General features: G+C 33.9%; 15 protein-coding genes and 3 tRNA genes. 16 read left to right on the top strand and 2 right to left on the bottom strand.

All coding sequences use genetic code 11. The annotated features are described in order from the left end of the window. The first annotated feature begins 29 nt into the window (after nucleotides 1–29). The 7 genes from NQ558_RS10245 (at nucleotide 30) to NQ558_RS10215 (ending at nucleotide 8,615) form a co-directional block, all read left to right on the top strand. Nucleotides 30–1,238: a M20/M25/M40 family metallo-hydrolase gene (locus tag NQ558_RS10245; RefSeq protein WP_005360660.1), complete on the top strand. Its 1,209-nt coding sequence runs from the start codon at nucleotides 30–32 to the stop codon at nucleotides 1,236–1,238. Nucleotides 1,239–1,451: 213 nt separating this feature from the next. Then, nucleotides 1,452–1,718 (top strand): 30S ribosomal protein S15, encoded by a 267-nt coding sequence (rpsO, locus tag NQ558_RS10240; RefSeq protein ID WP_005360662.1) that lies wholly within the window; start codon nucleotides 1,452–1,454, stop codon nucleotides 1,716–1,718. Nucleotides 1,719–2,145: 427 nt separating this feature from the next. Then, nucleotides 2,146–4,230 (top strand): polyribonucleotide nucleotidyltransferase, encoded by a 2,085-nt coding sequence (locus tag NQ558_RS10235; protein WP_040446374.1) that lies wholly within the window; start codon nucleotides 2,146–2,148, stop codon nucleotides 4,228–4,230. A 105-nt stretch (nucleotides 4,231–4,335) separates the two neighbouring features. Further along, nucleotides 4,336–5,574 (top strand): WYL domain-containing protein, encoded by a 1,239-nt coding sequence (locus NQ558_RS10230; protein WP_040446376.1) that lies wholly within the window; start codon nucleotides 4,336–4,338, stop codon nucleotides 5,572–5,574. Nucleotides 5,575–5,664: 90 nt separating this feature from the next. Further along, nucleotides 5,665–6,480 carry a WYL domain-containing protein gene (locus tag NQ558_RS10225; RefSeq protein WP_252969519.1) on the top strand — a complete coding sequence of 272 codons (816 nt, stop codon included), beginning with the start codon at nucleotides 5,665–5,667 and terminating at the stop codon, nucleotides 6,478–6,480. A gap of 139 nt (nucleotides 6,481–6,619) precedes the next feature. Next, entirely contained in the window at nucleotides 6,620–7,885 is a 1,266-nt protein-coding gene (locus tag NQ558_RS10220) for an RtcB family protein (RefSeq protein WP_005360675.1), read from the top strand. After that, on the top strand, nucleotides 7,863–8,615 hold the full coding sequence (locus tag NQ558_RS10215) for a nucleotidyltransferase domain-containing protein (protein ID WP_040446378.1): 753 nt from the start codon (nucleotides 7,863–7,865) through the stop codon (nucleotides 8,613–8,615). Before NQ558_RS10220 ends, NQ558_RS10215 begins: the two co-directional genes overlap by 23 nt. 428 nt (nucleotides 8,616–9,043) lie before the next feature. On the opposite strand, the gene NQ558_RS10210 is transcribed toward NQ558_RS10215, so the two are convergent. Further along, nucleotides 9,044–9,766: a phosphatase PAP2 family protein gene (locus tag NQ558_RS10210; protein ID WP_005360677.1), complete on the bottom strand. Its 723-nt coding sequence runs from the start codon at nucleotides 9,764–9,766 to the stop codon at nucleotides 9,044–9,046. A 306-nt stretch (nucleotides 9,767–10,072) separates the two neighbouring features. Between NQ558_RS10210 and NQ558_RS10205 the strand changes: the two genes are divergently transcribed. Continuing rightward, nucleotides 10,073–12,208 (top strand): Tex family protein, encoded by a 2,136-nt coding sequence (locus tag NQ558_RS10205; protein ID WP_005360678.1) that lies wholly within the window; start codon nucleotides 10,073–10,075, stop codon nucleotides 12,206–12,208. Nucleotides 12,209–12,211: 3 nt separating this feature from the next. On the opposite strand, the gene NQ558_RS10200 is transcribed toward NQ558_RS10205, so the two are convergent. Further along, nucleotides 12,212–13,069, bottom strand: a complete 858-nt coding sequence (locus tag NQ558_RS10200) for a LysR family transcriptional regulator (RefSeq protein WP_005360679.1) — start codon at nucleotides 13,067–13,069, stop codon at nucleotides 12,212–12,214. 184 nt (nucleotides 13,070–13,253) lie between these two features. On the opposite strand from NQ558_RS10200, the gene NQ558_RS10195 reads away from it, so the two are divergent. The 8 genes from NQ558_RS10195 (at nucleotide 13,254) to NQ558_RS10160 (ending at nucleotide 20,147) form a co-directional block, all read left to right on the top strand. Continuing rightward, the gene (locus NQ558_RS10195; protein WP_005360680.1) at nucleotides 13,254–15,212 is read left to right on the top strand and encodes a discoidin domain-containing protein; all 1,959 of its coding nucleotides are present in this window, start codon (nucleotides 13,254–13,256) and stop codon (nucleotides 15,210–15,212) included. Between the two features lie 33 nt (nucleotides 15,213–15,245). Beyond that, nucleotides 15,246–15,401 (top strand): hypothetical protein, encoded by a 156-nt coding sequence (locus NQ558_RS10190; RefSeq protein WP_005360681.1) that lies wholly within the window; start codon nucleotides 15,246–15,248, stop codon nucleotides 15,399–15,401. Between the two features lie 198 nt (nucleotides 15,402–15,599). Continuing rightward, nucleotides 15,600–18,221 carry an alkaline phosphatase family protein gene (locus NQ558_RS10185; protein ID WP_040446380.1) on the top strand — a complete coding sequence of 874 codons (2,622 nt, stop codon included), beginning with the start codon at nucleotides 15,600–15,602 and terminating at the stop codon, nucleotides 18,219–18,221. 80 nt (nucleotides 18,222–18,301) lie between these two features. Then, nucleotides 18,302–18,374: transfer RNA gene (locus tag NQ558_RS10180), tRNA-Val, on the top strand. A 26-nt stretch (nucleotides 18,375–18,400) separates the two neighbouring features. Then, nucleotides 18,401–18,474, top strand: a tRNA-Met gene (locus tag NQ558_RS10175). Nucleotides 18,475–18,535: 61 nt separating this feature from the next. Further along, a tRNA-Met gene (locus tag NQ558_RS10170) sits at nucleotides 18,536–18,609 on the top strand. A 154-nt stretch (nucleotides 18,610–18,763) separates the two neighbouring features. After that, nucleotides 18,764–19,234: a 2-C-methyl-D-erythritol 2,4-cyclodiphosphate synthase gene (gene ispF / locus NQ558_RS10165; RefSeq protein WP_040446382.1), complete on the top strand. Its 471-nt coding sequence runs from the start codon at nucleotides 18,764–18,766 to the stop codon at nucleotides 19,232–19,234. Nucleotide 19,235: 1 nt separating this feature from the next. Beyond that, nucleotides 19,236–20,147: a DUF2156 domain-containing protein gene (locus NQ558_RS10160; RefSeq protein ID WP_005360684.1), complete on the top strand. Its 912-nt coding sequence runs from the start codon at nucleotides 19,236–19,238 to the stop codon at nucleotides 20,145–20,147. Nucleotide 20,148 lies beyond the last annotated feature (1 nt).

The following is a 20,148-nucleotide window of genomic DNA, read 5'->3' as shown; positions in this document are numbered from 1 at the left end:
GGTTTGTTTTAGAATAAAGAGGGGATAAAATGGAGAATAAAAAATTAAATAATAATTTAGAAGAAACAAGGTTTGATGAAATATTAAATAAGTATAAGCCGTTAGGACAGAGAATTCTTGACCGGATGAACGAAAATCCAGAGGTTTCAGGCAATGAAAAGAAAACCAGCGAATTTCTTATTAATATTCTAAAGGAACAGGGATATAAAATTGTATCACCAAGAGCTAGAATGAAATATTCTTTTTATGCAACAAAAGAAGAAAAATCAGAGCTTAATCTTCCAAAAGTTGCAATAATATGTGAATATGATGCAATGGAAGATATAGGTCACGGATGTGGACACAGTGCAAGTTGTGCAGCAAGTATTATTTGTGCATTAGCAATGGAAGAAACATATAAGGACTTTCCGTTTCAAATAGATTTAATAGGAACACCTGATGAGGAAATAGGTGGTGGAAAAATAAAAATGATGGAGCATGGTGCTTTTGATGATTATGAGTTTGCAGTGGTGATTCAGGCAAACTCAGTTAATCAGCCATTTTTTAGAACATTAGCATCAAGTGATATGCTTATTAATTTTTATGGAAAGCAGGCTCACGCGTCAATGAATCCGTGGGAAGGTGTAAGTGCGCTTAACGGAGTTCAATTATTTTTCCATGGACTTGATATGCTTCGTGTGGGTCTTGAAAAGGGCGATGATGTTCAGGGAGTTATATTAGATGGTGGAAAAATTCCAAATGTAATACCTGAAAAGGCTACAGCCTATGTTTATCTTCGTTCAAAAACAATTAACAGACTTATGAAGTTGAAAAAGAAAGTGGAACAATGCGCAAAAGGGTGTGCAATGGCTGTTGATAATAAGTATGATTATTCACAGAATAATCCTGATTATGCAGAAGTATTTATTGGAAATACTGAAAAGAAAATTGTTTGTGATATAATGGATGAGTTAAATCTTAACTGGGAAATAGCAGATGAACCAAGAGGCTCCAGTGATGTTGGAAATCTTGATACAATAATACCTGTGTTTAATCCTGTTATAGCAACAGAAGTGTCGGAAACAAAACTTTATTCAAAAGAGTTTGCAGAATTAATGAAGACAGAAAAGGGTACACACGTAATGGTTACCGGAGCAAAAGTTATGGCAAGGATAATTGAAAAAATGGCATTTGAGAAAGGTTTACTTGAAAAAGTAAAGGAAGAACATAGGGAATATAGAAGCAATGTGTTAGAGTGATTTTTGAAAAATAGATTAATATCTAATAATTGATATTTGAAAAAATACAAAAATTTATGCAAAAAAAATATTGTAAAATCATATAAAAATTATTGACATTTGCAATTACCTTTGTTAGTATAAACGAGTATGTTTAACCTACACGCAGTACTTGGATACTCCATCCGATACTTCAGTGTATGGGGATATTTTAAAATTTAGGAGGAAATATAAATGATTTCAAAAGAAGTAAAAGCTCAGTTAACAGCAGAATATGGTAAGACACCTACAGATACAGGTTCACCAGCAGTTCAGGTTGCAATCTTAACATACAGAATCAAAGATTTAACTGAACATTTAAAGACAAACCACAAAGATCATCATTCAAGAAGAGGTCTTCTTAAGATGGTAGGTAAGAGAAGAGGTTTACTTGACTACATTAAAGAAAACGATGTTGAAGAATACCGTGCTTTAATTGAAAAATTAGGAATTCGTAAATAATAATAAATTTTATTTGAGAGTTTTTATGAACAAAGAAACAGAATGTGTAGAAATACATATTCTGTTTTTCTTTTATTTGGATAAGAAGAAGTTTTCTTTGTTTGGAAGATAGAGTAAAAGATAAAAATAAAACAATAAAAATATAGAAAAATACTAAAAAATGAAGGCAAGTACAGTTATGCGTACTTGCTTTTTATTATTGTTTTGTTTATAATGTAAAGGATTGCGTATATTTATGAAAATATACTTTATGAAAGCAATGCACATTTTGCAGAAGAACCTAGCCGAAGCCACTGTAAAGACTATTATGATTTAAGCTAGTTATTGTAATTATTAGTTACATAGTGATTTTTACAGTAGTTTCGGATTCTTCTGCAGAGAGAAAATAAAAAGGAGAAGTTACTATAGGAAGTAACGAAAGAGAGTTATGTATAAGAGTTTTAGTATGGAGCTTGCAGGCAGAACACTTACAGTTGATGTAGGACGTGTAGCAAAGCAGGCTAACGGTGCAGCATTTATGCACTACGGTGATACAACAGTATTATCAACAGCAACAGCATCAGATAAGCCTAGAGAAGGTGTTGATTTCTTCCCACTTTCAGTAGAGTTTGAAGAAAAGATGTATTCAGTAGGAAAAATCCCTGGTGGATTTAATAAAAGAGAAGGAAAAGCATCAGAAAATTCAGTTCTTACAGCACGTGTTATTGACCGTCCTATGAGACCTTTATTCCCTAAGGATTACAGAAATGATGTTTCACTTAACAACTTAGTAATGTCAGTTGATCCTGAGTGCAGACCTGAATTAGTTGCAATGCTTGGTTCAGCAATTTCAACATGTATTTCAGACATTCCATTTGATGGCCCATGTGCAATGACACAGGTTGGTATGGTAGATGGAGAATTTGTTGTTAACCCAAGTCAGGCAGTTTGGGACAATGGTGATTTACAGCTTACAGTTGCTTCAACAAAACAGAAAGTTATTATGATTGAAGCAGGTGCAAACATTATCCCTGAAGCAAAGATGATTGAAGCTATTTATATGGCACACGATATCAACCAGACAATTATTGAATTTATTGAAAAAATCGTTGCAGAAGTTGGAAAAGAAAAACACACATATGAAAGTTGTGCAATTCCTGAAGAATTATTTGCAGCAATTAAGGAAATTGTTCCTCCAGCAGAAATGGAAGTTGCTGTATTTACAGACGATAAGCAGACAAGAGAAGCAAATATTAAGGAAATTACAGAAAAGTTAGAAGAAGCTTTTGCTGACAATGAAGAATGGCTTGCAGTACTTGGTGAAGCAATTTATCAGTATCAGAAGAAGACAGTTCGTAAGATGATTCTTAAAGATCACAAGCGTCCTGACGGAAGAGCATTAGACCAGATTAGACCACTTGCAGCAGAAGTTGACATTGTACCTAGAGTTCACGGTTCAGCTATGTTTACAAGAGGACAGACACAGATTTGTAACGTATGTACTTTAGCACCATTATCAGAAGCACAGAAGATTGACGGACTTGACGAAAATGTTAAGACAAAGAGATATATGCATCATTATAACTTCCCATCATACTCAGTTGGTGAAACAAAGCCATCAAGAGGACCGGGACGTAGAGAAATCGGACACGGAGCTTTAGCAGAAAAGGCATTAATGCCGGTTCTTCCTTCAGAAGAAGAGTTCCCATATGCTATCAGAACTGTTTCTGAAACATTTGAATCAAACGGTTCAACATCTATGGCAAGTACATGTTCATCATGTATGTCATTAATGGCAGCAGGTGTTCCAATTAAGTCAATGGTTGCAGGTATTTCATGTGGTCTTGTTACAGGCGAAACAGATGATGATTATGTTTTACTTACAGATATTCAGGGACTTGAAGATTTCTTCGGTGATATGGACTTTAAGGTAACAGGTACAACAGAAGGTATCACAGCTATTCAGATGGATATTAAGATTCACGGTCTTACAAGAGACATCGTTGAAGGTGCCATTGCAAGAACAAGAGAAGCAAGATTATTCATTATGGATACATGTATGAAACCAGCAATTGCTGAACCTCGTAAAGAAGTTAACGCATATGCACCAAAGATTGAAACAATCCAGATTAATCCTGATAAGATTGGTGATGTTGTAGGTAAGAGTGGTAAGGTTATCAATGCCATTATCGAAGAAACAGGCGTTAAGATTGACATTTCTGATGAAGGAATGGTTTCAGTATGTGGCGTTGACAAGGATATGATTGATAAGGCTCTTAAGTACATTAAGACAATCGTAACTGATTTCGAAGAAGGAATGATTCTTGAAGGAACAGTTGTAAGCATTAAAGAATTTGGTGCTTTCATCGAATTTGCTCCTGGCAAGGAAGGAATGGTTCACATTTCTAAGATTGCTAAGGAAAGAGTTGAGCATGTAGAAGATTACCTTACACTTGGTGACAAGGTTAAATGTAAGTGTCTTGGAAAAGATAAAATGGGAAGAATCAGCTTCTCAATTAAGGATGCTCAGTAAGAACTTACTTGAAATAAATACATTAAAAATATTAACCTGCATTGGCTTTGCTGATGCAGGTTTTTTAAAAACAGCATTAAATAAACAAAAGAAGAAGGTGAAAATATGGCATATAATGAGTTGGTTAAAAATTTCAAACGAATACGTGATTATATGAGAGAATTTTATGTTTACGGATTCAAAAGCCGAGATGAATTTAACAAAAAGAGCGCACGCTCATATGACGATGAACGGCGCCGTTTGGAAAGCTGGCTTGGTGATTATATGCAGTTTCGCCAGACAGCAGAAGGCAAAAATATGTTTCTCTCAATCGACAGTCGTTTAACTAAACATAATCCACTGTTTAAAGCGTGGAAAACGAAAAGCTTCACAGATGGAGATATTACCTTACACTTTATTATTATGGATATATTGTCAGAGCCGGGAATTAGTATGGCACTTGGAGAAATAACAGATGTTATTGATGAATATTTATCTAAGTTTTCTAATCCAAGAATGTTTGATGAATCTACAGTTAGAAAGAAACTTAAGAAATACGTGTCCTTGGGTATTTTGTCGTCAAAGAAACAGGGAAAGACAGTGTATTACCAAAGAGCTGAAAGCGTAGATTTGCCTGACAAAAGTATGCTTGACTATTTTTCGGAGGTGCTTCCCTGTGGAGTTATAGGTTCCTATTTACTTGATAAGACGGAGAGTAGTGAGAGTAATTTTGCTTTTAAACATCATTACATAACTGGGACAATGGACAGCGAAATTCTTTATTTGATTTTTAATGCAATTAGAGAAAAGAAAAGTGTAACACTTGAAACGGTTAACAAAAAGAAGATGTTGATTACTGAAGATAATGTGATTCCAATTAAGGTAATGATAAGTGCGCAAAGTGGCAGACAGTATCTTATGGCATATGCACCACGAATTAAGAGAATAAAATCATTTAGAACAGACAATATAGTTTCTGTTAAACTTAAAGATAAATGTGAACGTTTTGATGAACTTCAGGAACAATTAAAAAAGATGCAGCCACATATTTGGGGAGTAAGCACTCAGGGAAGTCCCGGTTCAAGAATGGAGCATGTGGAATTTACAATTCATTATGCAGATGATGAAAAGTTTATCAGAAGGCGTTTGGAGAGAGAAAAGCGTTGCGGAATAGTTGAACACATTGATGACAACACAAGTAGATTTTCGGTGGATGTGTTTGATTCAAGTGAGGTTATTCCGTGGATTAGAACTTTTATTTGTAGAATTATGGATATTCAGTTTTCAAATAAAGAATTGGAAAATCAGTTTAAAAAAGATATTGAAGATATGAACAGGTTGTATGGCATAGGAGGTGATGAGTAAATGATTTTCAGTGAACTTTATGGAGCATATTATAATACAGTTGCGGCAATTCTTACGGAAGCCATTGCTCATCCCCTAACTGACCGATGTATGAATGAAATTATAAAGAAATATGCTTTTTCTGAAAGTATATGGGCAATTCCAGATGCCATAAAGGAAGAAAGATGGCAATTAATATTGCCTGATGGAACAACCCCAATTAAAAATAAACCTTCCATGCCAATTACACTATTACAAAAACAATGGCTGAAAGCTATAGGGTGTGATCCAAGAATAAAACTTTTTGGTGATTTTGATTTTGACTATGCTGATGTTGAACCCCTTTTTTTACCAACGGATTATATTATTTTTGACAAATATTCTGACGGTGATGATTTTACAGACGAAAATTATATTTCGAATTTTAGACTAATCCTTGATGCAATAAAAAACAAACATCCGTTAAGGATTGAAACTTTAAATAGAAAAGGAAATTTAGTAGGGCAGGTTGTTTTGCCTGAGTATCTTGAGTATTCAGAAAAAGATGATAAGTTTAGATTAATCAGTGCAGGAAAGCGATTTGGCAGCACAATAAATCTTGGCAGAATTGTTAGTTGCAAGAGGGAAGAAAAGGCATTTGAAGGAGTGCCTGAGAAAAGAAGTAAGGCAAGACCAAGAAGTGTAATATTTGAATTAAAAGATGAAAGGAATGCAATGGAACGTGTTCTTTTGCATTTTGCACACTTTGAAAAGACAGCCGAGCGAATAGGCGAAAATCTATATTCAATAAAAGTTTATTATGACAAAGAGGATGAAACAGAGATAGTAATCCGCATATTATCATTTGGTCCAATGATTAAAGTTACGGCACCTGTGCATTTTATAGATTTAATAAAACAAAGATTAATTGAGCAAAAGAAGTTGTGAGCATTATGTTCGCAACTTTTTTTCCGTGATAAATAAATGAAAATTTTATAGAATAACGGTGTAATCAAAAAGTAAGCGATAAGAAAAAATAAGTGGATAATACTTTTGGCATACCAATTAAGAAAGAGGGAGTGGTATTATGTTGGAAATAAAAGGAAAAGTAAACACAGCAATATGTTATGCTAAAGTTATAGATGAGGGGGCAATAGACCAGATTCAAAGAATGTGTGATTATAATTTAACAGAAGGCTGCAAAGTCAGAATTATGCCTGATGTGCACCAGGGAAAGGGTTGTACCATAGGAACAACAATGACGGTTAAGGATAAGGTTTGTCCTAACATTGTTGGAGTTGATATTGGCTGTGGAATGTACACTGTGAAGTTGGCTGATAAAACGTTGGATTTTGAAAAAATAGATGAGGCGTGTCATTATATTCCATCAGGAATGAAAGTGTGGGAAGGAAGAATGGAAAGATTTGACCTTACACAACTTCGCTGTTACCGAGCTTTGAAAAATTCAAAAAGACTTGAGCGTTCTTTGGGAACACTTGGAGGGGGGAATCATTTTATAGAAATTGATAAGTCATCTGATGGAACGTATTATCTTGTAATTCATTCAGGAAGCAGAAATTTGGGAAAACAGGTAGCAGAAATATACCAGCAGCTTGCAATTGATCTTCATTCAGGAAAAGAGGAGTATTTCAAAAAAAGAGATGAAATTATAAGTACATATAAAGCAGAAGGACGACGAGCAGAAATACAGAATGTTTTGAAAGAACTTAAAAAAGAATATACATCAAATGAACCGGATGTGCCTATGGATCTTTGCTGGTTATATGGAAATTTTATGGAAGATTATCTTTATGATGTGGAAATATGCCAAAGATTTGCCAAGAGAAGCAGAGAAAAAATGGCTGAGATTATTTTGGAAAGAACAGGAATGACGGCTAAGGAGCACTTCCATACAATTCATAATTATATTGATGTTGACGAGATGATTCTTCGAAAGGGTTCAATTGCAGCTCATAAGGGTGAGAAAGTTTTGATTCCAATTAATATGCGTGATGGCTCAATTATTGCTATGGGGAAAGGTAACCCGGAATGGAACTATTCGGCACCTCATGGGGCAGGGCGTGTAATGTCAAGAGCAACGGCTAAGCAGACAGTAAATATGGATGAGTATAGGGAGGCAATGAAAGGTATTTATACAACATCAGTAAACGAAAATACAATTGATGAGGCACCTATGGTTTATAAATCTTTAGATGATATAATTGATGTAATTAATGAGTCCGTAGATATAATTGAAGTAATAAAACCGGTATTTAATTTTAAGGCATCAGAGGATCAAAGACCATGGAAAAAAGAAGGAGATGAATCAAATGGAAAAGCTGATTTGCAGTAAGCTTCATGAAATTGAGAAAGAGAATAATGTTAAAATATTGCTGGCAGTTGAATCGGGAAGCAGAGCCTGGGGATTTGCTTCCCCTGACAGCGATTATGATGTAAGATTTATATATGTACGACCAAAGGAAGATTACCTTCGTCTTGAAAATGTTAGGGACGTTATAGAATTGCCAATTGATGATGTGTTAGATATTAATGGTTGGGATTTGCAGAAAACACTTAGACTGCTTTATAAATCAAATCCAACATTGTTTGAATGGTTTTCTTCTCCAATAGTATATTTAGAAACAGACTTTGCTGACAGATTTAGAAAAATTATGGGAGAATATTTTTCTACAAAGAAAAGCCTGTATCACTATATAAGTATGGCAGAGGGAAACTATCGTGAATATCTAAAAACTGAAATGGTAAGGGCAAAGAAATATTTCTACGTACTAAGACCAGTGTTGACATGCAGATGGATTCTTGAAAGGGGAACACCGCCACCGATGTTGTTTAGAGAATTAATGGAAAGTGAACTTCCAAAAGAACTAGTGCCGGAGGTGGAAAAACTTCTGGACTTGAAAATGAACTCACCGGAAATAAAAGAAATTCCACGCGTTGACAAAATCAATGAATACTTAAATGAATCAATTGAGGAAATAAAATTTAAGTTAAAATCAGTGGGAGAAAATAAGGAAGTGCAGTGGGAAGAATTGAATAAAGTGTTTTTGGAAGAGATTGATTAGCATATGTACCTCAAAAAATGAAAAATTTGAAATGTCTGGGTACGTTTATATCAAACTCAAACTATATGTTGCGTGAAAACAATGGAAATATAGTCGAGTGTACCCAGAAAATCGAAAAGTTTTATATATCGGGGTATATTTACTGATTGTTAATACTTTATGTTGCATATCTCAATGGAATTTTTCTCAAAACGTACCCCGATTTTAGAAAAAAATCATATGTCGGGGTATTTCAATTGCTAATATATACAATACATTACATTCTGAAGGCGGAAATTGATGATTACGTACCCCAAAAATCAAGAAAATAATTATATCTGGGTACAGGGCGCAAAAAAGGGGCCAAGAGATAGAATGTCTGCAAGTAATAGGTAGTTTTTACAAATTAACTTAATGACATTGTCTCTTGGCCCCTTGTAATTTTTTATCTATTTTTTCTTATTCAAGAAGTACAATACTTCATGTTTTCGTGGGTCTTTTACATTTGGTGCAGGGAATTTAACCTTGCCGAACCACCACTTAAATACTACAAAATATAATCCAATTGAAAGTATGGCTCCGCAGATTAAATCAATGACTGAGTGCTGTTTCAGGAAAACAGTTGAAAGGCAAATGAGAACCGTAAGAACCCATGAAACTTTCTTAATGCGTTTTCTTGAATTAAGTTTCTGCATATGCTTACTTTTAACCAAACAAAGATGAGCAGAAATTGTGGCAAAAACGTGAATGCTTGGGCAAACATTAGTAGGTGTATCGCTAGCGTAAAGGAACTGAACGATAGTTACTAGAATGTTGTTGCGACCAATATCTGTCAATCTTAAATTAAGTCCGTTAGGAAATACTGTGTATACAATAAGTGCAATTGTCATTCCTGTAAACTCATAGGCACACATTCTATAGAATTCTTTCTTTGAATGGTAAAACAAAAAAAGAAAAACAGCAGGTATGTACAGAAACCAAATCAGATATGGTATTACAAACCATTCACAGAATGGAATCATGTCATCAAGGGGACAATGTATAATATGTAATCCGGCATAATCCGGAGTTATTTTTTGCTCTAATATTAAAAACCATGGCAAATATATAAAAAAATACAATAAAGGCCAGGCGTGTTTGTACTTTGGAAGTTCTTTTTTTACTCTATTCATAACTCACCTTCTAAAATTGTATGGAAATAGCAGAAACTAAATGAGTAACTGCCACAATATTTTACATAGAAAAATATCATAAAATAAAAACAAATTATTAAAAATCTGTTATAATACTAAAGAATTTGAAAAAAACATATACATATCTTTAGAAACACATAAAAAGAAGTATAACATCCTTGTGAAAAAATACAAGCAGACATTTACAATGAATATAAAAAAATCAAAATTGAGTGTTTTGACACATAAATCGTATAAGAAAAGAAATGATACAAAACATCAAAAACGAAAAAGGAGAAATTAGTAATGAACATTAATCATATTATTGCAAATGAGCTTTCAGTTAAGCTTTGGCAGGTTGATGCAGCAATAAAACTTATAGATGAAGGAAACACCATTCCGTTTATTGCAAGATATAGAAAACCGGTAACAGGTGAATTAAATGATGAGCAGTTAAGAACACTTGATGAGCGTTTGAAATATCTTAGAAATTTGGAAGAAAAGAAGAAAACAGTTGTGGATTCCATAACAGAGCAGGGCAAGATGACAGACGAAATAATGTCTAAAATTGCCATGGCAGAAACAATTGTTGCAGTGGATGATATTTACAGACCTTTCAGACCTAAAAGAAAAACAAGAGCCACAGAGGCAAAGGCTAAAGGACTTGAACCTTTAGCTGATATTTTCTTAAAACAGGAAAAAAACAAAAATCTGGAAGAAGAGGCGAAAGCTTTTGTTAATGAAGAAAAAGGTGTAGCCAATGTTGCAGAAGCAATTCAGGGAGCAAAAGACATAATTGCAGAAACGGTATCAGATAATGATGAGTTCCGTAAGGCTATTAGAAATATAGTTGTTAAACATGGTTTAATTGTTTCCAATACTAAAAATCCTGAGGAAAAAACACCATATGAAAACTATTATGATTATAGCGAAGGGGTAAATAAAATTCCGGGGCATAGAATCCTTGCCATTAACAGAGGTGAGAAAGAGAAAGTATTAAATGTAAAAATAGAAATGCCGGAAGAAAATATAATTGCATCCTTAGACAAAGTTATTATAAAAGGCGAATCTCAATTTAAACCGCTGTTAAAAGAGGCGATTGAAGATGGCTTTAAACGTCTTATAAAACCGGCAATTGAAAGAGAAATAAGAAGTCAGCTTACGGAAAAAGCTGAAGATGGAGCAATAACTGTATTTGGACAGAATCTTAAACAATTACTTATGCAGCCTCCTATTGCCGGAAGAAATGTTTTGGGCTGGGATCCGGCGTTTAGAACAGGATGTAAGCTTGCAGTTGTAGACAACACAGGAAAAGTATTGTATACAACGGTAATTTTCCCTACAGCACCGCAGAATAAGGTGGCTGAATCAAAGAAGATTGTTCTTGACATAATTAAGAAATACAATGTTAGTCTTATTTCCCTTGGAAACGGTACAGCTTCAAGGGAATCAGAAGCAGTAATTGTTGACATTATAAAAGAATGCCCTACAAAGGTAGAATACATTATTGTAAATGAAGCGGGAGCTTCCGTATATTCAGCAAGTAAGCTTGCAACAGAAGAATTTCCTAATTTTGATGTTGGACAAAGAAGTGCCACATCAATGGCAAGAAGATTACAGGACCCATTGGCTGAACTTGTAAAAATAGAACCGAAAGCAATAGGGGTTGGTCAGTATCAGCACGATATGAACCAGAAGAAACTGGATGAAGCATTATCTAACATTGTTGAAGATTGCGTTAACAATGTAGGCGTTGACTTAAATACAGCCTCAGCACCGTTACTTGAATATGTTTCAGGTATTAGTAAGACTATTGCAAAAAACATAGTTGAGTATAGAGAAGAAAACGGACAGTTTCAAAGCAGAAAAGATTTGCTTTCAGTAGCAAAGCTTGGACCTAAAGCTTTTGAACAGTGTGCCGGATTTATGAGAATAAGAGAAGGAAAAGAACCACTTGACTATACAAGTGTTCATCCTGAAAGTTATTCATCAGCAAAGAAACTTTTAAAAAAATACGGATTTACAACTAAGGATATTCTTGGTGGAAATATTCATTTAACTGACGAAATAAAAGATGTTAAGGAAGTTGCCAAAGAAATAGGCACTGATCCAATAACATTAAGAGATATGATTAAAGAATTGGAAAAGCCGGGAAGAGATCCGAGAGAAGAAATGCCAAAGCCTGTTTTGAAAAGTGATGTTTTAGATTTTGATGACCTAAAAGAAGGAATGGAATTAAAAGGCACAGTAAGAAATGTAATAGACTTTGGTGCTTTTGTGGATATTGGTGTACATCAGGACGGACTTGTACACATATCAGAAATGAGTAACAAATTTATAAAACATCCGTTAGATGTTGTTTCTGTAGGAGACGTTGTAGACGTAAGAGTTCTTAGTGTAGACAAAGAAAGAAAACGTATACAACTCTCCATGAAGAAATAAAAATTAAATATTTTCAAACCAGTTTTTTGTAAACTGAAGAAAATTAATGGCCTGTTTGCTAAGCGAAGTGTTTTCATCCCAGGCAATAACTAAGGTTCTAAAGACCTGTTCTTTTAAAGGTACGATTTTAATGTTGGGATATGGTTGAAGTCTGAAGAATTTTTCAGGCATCAATCCTATCCCTTTATTTTTGCTAATCATATAACGAATGGAAGAATAATCGTGGGACTCAAAAGCTACATTAGGAACAAATCCACCAACATTCTTACAAAAATCATCTGTAAAATCTCTTAAATTAATAGAACGATAATAGGCAACAAACTTTTCATCCCGAAGGTCTTTAATGCTAAGAAGAGAAGAACTGCTTAAAGGATTTTTCGTTGAAATAACAGCAACAATAGGATCGTCCATAAGCTTTTCATATTTTAATTCGTTCATATCTTTTTGAGGTTGCATAAAAGTAAAGTCATATCCGTTTTTATTATCTAATGACAACTGATTAACAGAAGAAATAAAAATATCCCTTGTGGAATATAGAAAATCAGCGGTAAGAAGAGAAACAAAACGACTTCCCGCCTGAGTATAAATTTTAATATCTTTGTGTACAGGGGCTTTAAAATGCTCAATGCCACTGTCAATATTATTAAGAGCAGTAGAAACTTTCTCGTAGAAAAATTTCCCGTTGTCATTTAAAACAATTCTTTTGCCCTGTCTGTCAAAAAGCAAAACTCCAAGCTCATCTTCTAATTTGCCAATTGTTTTACTAATAGATGGCTGTGGAACCATGTTTTTCTTGGCGACCATAGAAAAATTCTCCAGTTCTGCAGCATCTTTAAAATATCTTAATTGAAGTAACTCCATAATAACAGCCTCCCTATAATAAATATATATCCATAGTAGTATAGAAAAATATATAAATCAACTAATATTAAAGAATATATATATCTTTAAAGGTATAATGATATAACCTTTTTTGTATTTTACGTAGCAAAGAAAAATAATTATATTTGAATTAGATAAAGAAAGTGAATTTAGGAGGTAAAAAATGAACGTGAAATTAAAGAAAATATTAGCAATGATACTTAGTGTTTGCCTTGTTTTTTCAGGATTAACCTTTTTTAAAGGGATGGAAACAAATGCAGCAGACAAAGGGGATGACACAATGAATATTTTGTTTATAGGAAATTCAATGACATATTACAATACGCTTTGCAGCGTAGTTGAAGGCCTTGCAAATCATTACGGACATAAAGTTAAGTGTACAGCAGCAACAAACGGTGGCTATACACTTATCAGAAATGCAAAAGCCGATAATGTAATAACAGCAATACAAAAAGGTGGATATGACAAGGTAATTATTCAGGACATAGTTGGAAGTTTTGATGCAGATAATCATATGGAAGGTGTTCAGACTATTACTGAAATGATTAAGCAGTACAGCCCTGATGCAAAGATTTATTCATATGAACCATGGCCAACTAAAGATTCAATTCTTGGAGAAAACAGTAAGCTTCCATATTTTACATATTATTACATAAAGGCAGCAAAAAAATATTGTAATGGTGTGGCACCGGCAGGAGAAGCTTTCTACGATATGTATAAAACAGAAGGAAAAGATTACTACTGCACAGATGGCAAGCATCCAATGCCACTTGGAACTTTTGTTTCGGCAACAAGTGTATTCTATACAATATTCCCGGAAGAAGCGCAGAAAACTTTTAGTGGAGACGACTATACATACGTAACAAATTTAATACACAAAAACATTGCATATGTAGGAGCAAGTAATACAGAAGTTTACGACAATGATGAGCTAAATAAAATATCACAGTATTCATATACAAGAGCACATCAGGTAAATGAAGTAATTGAAGCAAATACAACTTATACATCTGTCGCAGGAGAATATGTTGATGCAGATGCAGAAGTAAATCCTGACGAATTAGAACCAATAACAGGTAGTGATGTTGACCGAAGTATATTCGAAGCAACCGAAAATATTGCAAAAGGTTGTAGCGTTGTAGCATCATCAGAAAAAAATGACAAGGCTGCAAATGTTACAGATGGAAAACTTGGCACAAGATGGGAATCAGAGTGGAATGTTGATCCACAGTGGTTATATGTTGACCTTGGCAGCGTAAAAAACATCAACAAAGTAGGTTTCTCATGGGAAGGTGCTTACGCAAAAAGATATTATGTACAGATTTCCAATAATGCAACAGACTGGAAGACAGTTGCAGCAGTAAAAGCAACAAGTGCGAAAACAGTTCAGATAACATTGGATAAAACATATAGCGCAAGATACGTAAGAATGTATGGAACAAGAAGAGGATTAGACGCTTACGGATATTCAATGTATGAAATGGGAGTATGGGAAGCTAAAGAAGTTCCAACAACAGAAACAACTACAACTGTTGATGTAACGACAGAGGCACCAACGACAAAAGCACCAACAACAGTGGTACCAACGACAGAAGCGCCTACAACAGAGGCTCCAACAACGGAAGCACCAACAACAGCCGAGGCAACAACAGAGGCACCAACGACAGAAGCGCCTACAACTACTGAGCCAACAACAGAGTCTCCAACAACGGAAGCACCAACAACGGCTAAGCCAACAACAGAAACACCAATAACAGAAGCAACCACCACAACTAAAAATATTCAGAATGCTTCTACAGAAATTGGAACTGAAACAACTGTTGGACCTACAGTAAAAATAACACCAGCTAAAGTTAAGGTTAAAAAAGTTGCAAGAAAAGCTAAGGGTACAAAAGCAAAAATTTCATTAAAGAAGGTAAAAGGTGCAACAGGTTATGTTGTAAAAATATCAACTTCAAAGAAATTTAAAAAGAAAACAACAATAACAAAAAATGTAAAATTAACAACATTTACATTGAAAAAGTTAAAGAAGAACAAAAAGTATTACATTAAAGTAAGAGCAGTCAGAAAAACAGGAAAAACAAAAGTTTATGGTTTATGGAGTAAACCTAAAAGAATTTAAAGAAAGTTACTTAAATTAGAATAAATTCAGAGTATGTTGTTGAAGGTTTCAGAAAGCAACTATGTAAGAGATTATGTTGCAAAAGCTTATTTAAAGATTAGTTATGCAGACGGAACAAGTGATGGCTTGATAGATGTTAATGGGCTTCCAACATTAGATGATGAAGGATGGTTTGATGAATTTAAATAAAAAACTTTAAAATGTGAAAATATTGTGTTAATATAAAAACGTTGCTTAAATATTTGATACGTAATTAGTTAGAAAAAAACTTTAATGTTTGGCAGGACGTTTTTGTAAAAGATAGATGGCCGAAATTAAGACCATCTATCTTTTTCTTTAAGCAGAGTAGTTGATAGACAAAAAGATAAAATGAACGGAGAAGTTAAAATGAAGTTTAATATTAAAAGCGAAGTAGACACAACTCGTAAAGAAATTGAATCTGCGTTGAAAAGCAATGAGCAGGAAAAACAAGAGGTTCAGTCATATCTTAATAAAAAGAAGAATAACAAAGTAAAATGGGACAGAACTAAGTGGATTATTTCCATAATTCTTTTATTGGCTGGCATTATTTTTATAGGAGTAAACAACGGATTGGCATATAGTACTGTTAGAACAGGACACAAGAAGTACGAAGATGCCAAGGTTTATTATTTAAAATCAGATAGTAAATGTACACAGGAATTTAAAGGTTATGACGGAACCTTGGAAGATATGTCTATTTATATAGACAATCAGGGAAGAGAAAGTTCAAAGGGTTCAATGATTCTTACTGTAGTTGACAAGGATGGAAATGAACTTGCAACTACTTCAAAACCGTTAACAGGAATGAAAACAAGAAAGTATACTCATTTTACTTTTGAGAAGCCTGCTAAACTAAAAAGAAATGAATATTATACACTTATAATTCAGTGTGAAGATGCTTATAATCCACAGAAATTTGGTGTATATACAACAGACAAAAATAACAGTTACTTAAAGAGTGGAACAATTGATGGGCAGAAGTTGGCTGATGGAGAAAAAATAGCCATTTCCATGGAATTTCAGTTTTATAACACAGGTGCTTTAAGAATAATGTTTGGAATGCTTATTCTTTCTCTTATTTTTGTTTTAGTACCTTTTGGAGTAATAGAAGAAAAGTTTAATAAGAAGTTTAACAAGAACATATCACTTGATAAGATTCTTTCGAGAATTTTATTCTGGGTATCTCCTATAGTTGCTTACTTTATGGTTGAAAGTTTGTCATCTTTTACTGTAGGACCTATTTTAGAGTCTTTGTTTACAGTAAGAGGATTGTTAAATATTATTATTTATTATATTGTGCTATTTGTATTTTTTGCAATTACGAACAAGACACAGTATTCAGCTATTTTAATGTGCATAGCAATGTTTGTTCTTGCGTTAACTAACTATTTTGTATTTGGCTTTAGAGGAATACCTGTGCTTGCGGCAGATGTTTTATCAATTGGAACAGCTTTAAATGTGGCAGATAGTTTTGAGTATACATTTGATATATATGTTCTTTGGGCAGTAAGCTTTTTAGTGGCATTCTCAGGAGCAATGTTTAGCTTAAAGAGCTATAAAGGATTAAAATTAAAGAAACGTTTGGTATCAGTAGCAGTTATTATTGCTATTGTTATCGGTGGATATAATTTCTATATTAATTCAAGTGGGGTAGTAAATGCTGGCATTATTGACAGTCAGTGGAAACCACAGTTAACATATGCTCAGAATGGCAGTGTGTTGTCATTTACAACATCTTGGAAATATATTAAGAATAATAAACCGGATGAATACTCAACAGACGACGTTGAAAAAATAGCAAAGAATTTTAAGTCAGATTCAACAGACAAAAATTCTGCAAAAACAAAGAAAATGCCTAATGTAATTGCAATCATGAATGAATCATTGGCAGATTTAAATGTGGATGGACCTTTTGAAACATCAGAGGATTATTTGCCATTTATTCATAGTCTTACAAAAAATACAATTAAGGGTAAACTTTATGTGTCGATTGAAGGAGCAAATACTGCCAACTCAGAATTTGAATTCTTAACAGGAAATTCATTGGCGTTTTTTGCACCAAGAGCAGTACCATATAACAATTATGTTAAGGGCGTTGTTCCTTCATTAACAAGAACTCTTGTATCTCAGGGATATATGGGCAATAATTCATATCATCCATATAAGAGAAGCGGATGGAACAGAGAGAATGTATATAACAGCTTAGGATTTAATCATTTCTATTCAATGGAATATTACAAAAAACCTGAGTTTATAAGAAACTTTATTTCTGACAAAACAGACATGGAACAGATTACAAAAGATTATGAAAAGGCAAGAAGCAAGTCATCTGATCCGTTTTATTTGTTTAATGTTACAGTTCAGAACCACGGCGGTTATGTTGGAAATAGAGGTTTTGTAGATGCTGACATTCAGGTAACAAACAGTATGTTAAGCTCAGATGAAGTAGAACAGTATGTTACATTGGCAAAGAAGTCAGATGAAGCTTTCGAGGAGTTGACAAAATATTTTGAAAAAGTGGATGAGCCAACTATTATTGTAATGTTTGGAGATCACCAGCCACCTCTTAGCACAGATTTTTACAGTAATATTTTTGGAAAGAAAATAGATAATTTTACAGCTAAGGATACTGCAACGTGGTATTCAACACCATACGTAATCTGGGCTAACTATGATATAGAAGAAAAGCAGAATGAGGATATGAGTGCAAACTATTTATCTTCATATCTTTTAAACCTTATTGGAGCGGATATGACAGGATATAACAAGTATCTTTTAGACTTACAGAAAAAGATACCTGTTCTTACCGGATTGTTCTACCAGGGAGATGATGGAGAATTTAGAAATATAGATGAAAAGTCAAAATATACTAAATACATAAATGAATACTCAAAAGTTCAGTATAATGGTTTATTTGATAAAAAACATAGAGTGGAGGATTTCTTCTTCCTAAAAGATGGAGATTATCAAGTGAAAGAAGATAATTAAAAAAAGTTTGAAAAAATAAAAAAAGTTGTTGACAAATGTTGCCTAAACGTATATATTAATAGAGCAGTTTAAATCTGTAAGGGATCTTAGCTCAGCTGGGAGAGCATCTGCCTTACAAGCAGGGGGTCACAGGTTCGAGCCCTGTAGGTCCCATTACATTTTTAAATAAGCAACTTTTCGGCGAGATAGCTCAGTTGGCTAGAGCACGCGGTTCATACCCGCGGTGTCGAGGGTTCGAATCCCCCTCTCGCTATTTTTTATTGCTTATTGCAATAAGAATTGAAGAATTAACTTCAATAGTAATATACGATTATGGCGAGATAGCTCAGTTGGCTAGAGCACGCGGTTCATACCCGCGGTGTCGAGGGTTCGAATCCCCCTCTCGCTACTTTTTTTATGCAAATATGGAATGTAAAAATGGCAGAATCACTTTTACATTCCTTTTTTTATCTAAAATTATTTCATTTTTTATTCTATTGATACATTTATCGAAAAATGTGGTATACTAAAACAGAATGTGCGTTGAGCGAGGTGAATGTAATATGAGAATAGGAATGGGCTATGATGTTCATAAGCTTGTTGAAGATAGAAAATTAATACTTGGTGGAGTGGAAATTTCTTATGAGAAGGGATTGCTTGGTCATTCAGATGCGGATGTTGTAGTACATGCCATTATGGACGCATTACTTGGAGCAGCTGCACTTGGAGATATAGGAAAACATTTTCCGGACACTGATCCTAAATATAAGGATATATCAAGCATTGAATTACTTAAACATGTTGGAAAACTTTTAGATGAGAACAATTACAGAATTGGAAATATAGATGCAACAATTATTTGTCAGAGACCAAAGCTTGCACCATACAGAGAACAGATGATAAAAAATGTTGCTAAGGCATTAAACGTAGATACATCAAAGGTTTGTATCAAAGCAACAACAGAAGAAGGACTTGGATTTACAGGAGAAGGGCTTGGTATTTCATCACAGGCCATAGCCTTATTGGAAAATTAAAATGGAAGAATATAATTTACAGGAAATAAGAATAGAGGATTATAATAGTATAAAAGAATATTATCAGATGAGAAGGCCGGAGACGGCAGACAGCAATATACTTGATTTATACATTTGGCTTAACTGTTATCCAACATGGTATTTTACTAATGATAAAGGATTGATGTGGGTAGCAAAAAGTGAAGATGGACAATATTATTCTTCAATACCCTGTTGCAAAGATGAAGATTTAAAAGAATGTTTTCTTGAAACTCAGAAGTATTTTAATGAAGTACTTCAAAAGAAGCTTGTTATGTATGTGGTGGACAGGGCAGCAGTTGACTTGTTACAACTTCCGGAAGATGAATATGTTGTAGTTCCTGACAGAACATATGCAGATTATGTTTATGATGCTGAAAAATTACGTACATTTAGCGGGAAAAAATACCACAAAAAGAAGAATCACTTAAATGCTTTTAAGAGGGAATATGAAGGCAGATATGAGTTTAAATTTTTAAGCAAAAAAGATGAACCTGAAATATTGGATTTTTTAGAAGATTGGAAGAAGCACAAGAGTGATACTGAGGAACATGAATTTATTGACAGTGAAGCTGTTGGAATTAAATATATTCTTGAACATGAAGAAGTGTTTGATTATAAAATAGGCGCAGTTTATGTGGATAATAAGCTGGAAGCTTTTACAATCGGTAATTACGAAAGTAGGGAAGATATGGTTTATATTCCGGTTGAGAAGGCGAATCCTGAAATCAGAGGGCTTTATCCATATATTTGCAGCCAGTTTCTGATAGAAGCTTTTCCTGAAGCAGGAAAAGAAAACAGGGAAGATGATATGGGATTAGAAGGACTTAGAAAATCAAAATTATCATATAATCCGATTTATATGGTGGAAAAATATACTATAATTCAAAAATAAA

Origin of the sequence: Eubacterium ventriosum, from assembly GCF_025150745.1 — a bacterium.
In the GTDB taxonomy this organism is placed as follows: Bacteria; Bacillota; Clostridia; order Lachnospirales; family Lachnospiraceae; genus Eubacterium_G; species Eubacterium_G ventriosum.
The sequence above is the reverse complement of the archived record's forward strand: the minus strand, read 5'-3'. Positions and strand labels throughout refer to the sequence as shown.

Bases quoted from the DNA above. Each gene is read 5' to 3' on its own strand.
- rpsO (WP_005360662.1), top strand. From the start codon at position 1,452: ATGATTTCAAAAGAAGTAAAAGCTCAGTTAACAGCAGAATATGGTAAG.
- ispF (WP_040446382.1), top strand. From the start codon at position 18,764: ATGAGAATAGGAATGGGCTATGATGTTCATAAGCTTGTTGAAGATAGA.
- NQ558_RS10160 (WP_005360684.1), top strand. From the start codon at position 19,236: ATGGAAGAATATAATTTACAGGAAATAAGAATAGAGGATTATAATAGT.
- NQ558_RS10195 (WP_005360680.1), top strand. From the start codon at position 13,254: ATGAACGTGAAATTAAAGAAAATATTAGCAATGATACTTAGTGTTTGC.
- NQ558_RS10220 (WP_005360675.1), top strand. From the start codon at position 6,620: ATGTTGGAAATAAAAGGAAAAGTAAACACAGCAATATGTTATGCTAAA.
- NQ558_RS10210 (WP_005360677.1), bottom strand. From the start codon at position 9,766: ATGAATAGAGTAAAAAAAGAACTTCCAAAGTACAAACACGCCTGGCCT.
- NQ558_RS10235 (WP_040446374.1), top strand. From the start codon at position 2,146: ATGTATAAGAGTTTTAGTATGGAGCTTGCAGGCAGAACACTTACAGTT.
- NQ558_RS10190 (WP_005360681.1), top strand. From the start codon at position 15,246: ATGTTGTTGAAGGTTTCAGAAAGCAACTATGTAAGAGATTATGTTGCA.
- NQ558_RS10245 (WP_005360660.1), top strand. From the start codon at position 30: ATGGAGAATAAAAAATTAAATAATAATTTAGAAGAAACAAGGTTTGAT.
- NQ558_RS10200 (WP_005360679.1), bottom strand. From the start codon at position 13,069: ATGGAGTTACTTCAATTAAGATATTTTAAAGATGCTGCAGAACTGGAG.
- NQ558_RS10205 (WP_005360678.1), top strand. From the start codon at position 10,073: ATGAACATTAATCATATTATTGCAAATGAGCTTTCAGTTAAGCTTTGG.
- NQ558_RS10215 (WP_040446378.1), top strand. From the start codon at position 7,863: ATGGAAAAGCTGATTTGCAGTAAGCTTCATGAAATTGAGAAAGAGAAT.
- NQ558_RS10225 (WP_252969519.1), top strand. From the start codon at position 5,665: ATGAATGAAATTATAAAGAAATATGCTTTTTCTGAAAGTATATGGGCA.
- NQ558_RS10185 (WP_040446380.1), top strand. From the start codon at position 15,600: ATGAAGTTTAATATTAAAAGCGAAGTAGACACAACTCGTAAAGAAATT.
- NQ558_RS10230 (WP_040446376.1), top strand. From the start codon at position 4,336: ATGGCATATAATGAGTTGGTTAAAAATTTCAAACGAATACGTGATTAT.